The sequence below is a fragment of the Saccharomonospora iraqiensis subsp. iraqiensis genome (assembly GCF_000430445.1).
Lineage (GTDB): Bacteria > Actinomycetota > Actinomycetes > Mycobacteriales > Pseudonocardiaceae > Saccharomonospora > Saccharomonospora iraqiensis.
The window spans coordinates 3,769-5,715 of the sequence record NZ_KE387078.1 but is presented as its reverse complement, the minus strand read 5'-3'; the positions used below and the strand labels follow the sequence as shown (position 1 = coordinate 5,715).

The 1,947-nt window shown below is 67.8% G+C and carries 1 protein-coding gene and 1 rRNA gene; both read right to left on the bottom strand.

Translation table 11 applies throughout. The features are described 5' to 3' along the window. Nucleotides 1–105 (bottom strand): 16S ribosomal RNA (locus tag ACTIR_RS0108740); the annotation flags it as partial. Nucleotides 106–594: 489 nt separating this feature from the next. Then, entirely contained in the window at nucleotides 595–1,869 is a 1,275-nt protein-coding gene (gene tyrS, locus ACTIR_RS0108735; RefSeq protein ID WP_026453975.1) for a tyrosine--tRNA ligase, read from the bottom strand. Nucleotides 1,870–1,947 lie beyond the last annotated feature (78 nt).

Genomic DNA, 1,947 nt, shown 5'->3' with positions numbered 1-1,947 from the left:
CGTTCGCCACTCATCCACCACCCGAAGGTGGCTTCAGCGTTCGACTTGCATGTGTTAAGCACGCCGCCAGCGTTCGTCCTGAGCCAGGATCAAACTCTCCAACAATGAATATTCGATCCGAGACCCAATGTCTCAAAGAAACCCACAAAAAGGGGCAAACCCCACCCACCAAAACAGGTGAGGCATCAAAGCTCTACTAGCTGACAATCACTAGCGCACTGTTGAGTTCTCAAACAACACCACAAAGATGTTTCTCGGTTTTTCCCTCCGAGCGACACCCACCCTAACAACAACCTCGGAAGGCTCTTTCAAGGGGGGTGACCACTCACCCGGAGCGAGGAACACCCACTCTACCACAACCATGGGAGCTTGGTTCATGTTCCCCCGCCGAGTAACCCGAACTCCCCCTCTCGGAGGGCCCGTCCGGTCTCCCCGGCGACGAAGTAAACACTACACACCCGCCCAACCCCACCCGAAAGGGGGGTCCCTTGACGACGTCTTCCCTGGTCACCGCCCACTCCGGGGCTGAAAAGCCGACGGCCCCTCCCGCACACCGGCGGGAGGGGCCGTCACAGGACGGGAGCGCTCGGGGGGTCAGGCCACCAGCCGCACGCCCGCGAGGGTCCGCTTGCCGCGGCGGACGACGAGCCAGCGTCCGGGCAGGGCATCGGTGGCCGCGGGCTGCCAGCCCTCGTCGGTGATCTTGCTGTTGTTCACGTAGGCGCCGCCCTCCTTCACGGTCCGGCGTGCGGCGCCCTTGCTGTCCACCACCCCGGCCGCCACGAGCAGGTCGACCACCGTGGGCGCGTCGTCGAGCTTGACCTCCCCGGTGGGCACCTCGGCCATCGCCGCATCGAGGGTGGCTTCGTCCAGCTCGCGCAACTCCCCCCGGCCGAACAACGCCTGGCTGGCCGCCACGACCTTGCGGGTCTGCTCCGGGCCGTGCACGAGGTCGGTCAGTTCGCGCGCCAGCCGGCGCTGTGCCTCCCGCGCCGCGGGACGGTCCCGCGTCGCCGTCTCCAGCTCGCCGATCTCGTCGGCGTCGAGGAAGGTCAGCAGCTTCAGGTACGGCACCACGTCCGCGTCGGCCACGTTGACGAAGTACTGGTACCAGGCGTACGGCGAGGTCATCGCGGGGTCGAGCCACACGTTGCCGCCGCCGGTGGACTTGCCGAGCTTGTGCCCCTCGGAGTCGGTGATCAACGGTGTGGTCAGCGCGTGCACCTGTTCGCCGTACACCCGGCGCACCAGGTCGACCCCGGCCACGATGTTGCCCCACTGGTCGGAGCCGCCGATCTGCAGCCGTACGCCGTAGCGGTCGAACAGCTCGCGGTAGTCGGTCGCCTGCAGGAGCATGTAGCTGAACTCGGTGTAGGAGATGCCCTCGCCCTCGAGCCTGCGCCGGACCGTGTCCCGGGACAACATCGTGTTCACCGAGAAGTGCTTGCCCACGTCCCGCAGGAAGGTGGGCACGCTCATGGATCCGAGCCAGTCGAGGTTGTTCACCTCGATCGGTGGCACGTCCGGGTGGTCGAAGTCCACGAACCGGGCCAGCTGTCCCCGCAGCCTGCCCGCCCATTCCCGGACCTGCTCCTCGGAGTTCAGCGTCCGCTCCCCGACCTCGCGGGGGTCGCCGATCAGGCCGGTACCGCCCCCCGCCAGCAGGACGGGCCGGTGTCCCGCGTCCTGGAACCGGCGCAGCACGAGCATCTGGACGAGGTGACCCGCGTGCAGGCTGGGGGCGGTGGGGTCGAAGCCGCCGTAGACCGCGACCCGCCCGGAGTCCAGTTCCCGGCGCATCGCCTCGGGATCGGTGGACTGCGCGATGAGACCGCGCCAGGACAGCTCGTCGAGAATGTGCTCACTCACGCCGACATTGTCGCGCACCGGCCGCGCCGCTCGCGCCCGGGCGGCGACCCGGTCAGGCGCGGGGACGGGTCCGGCGCG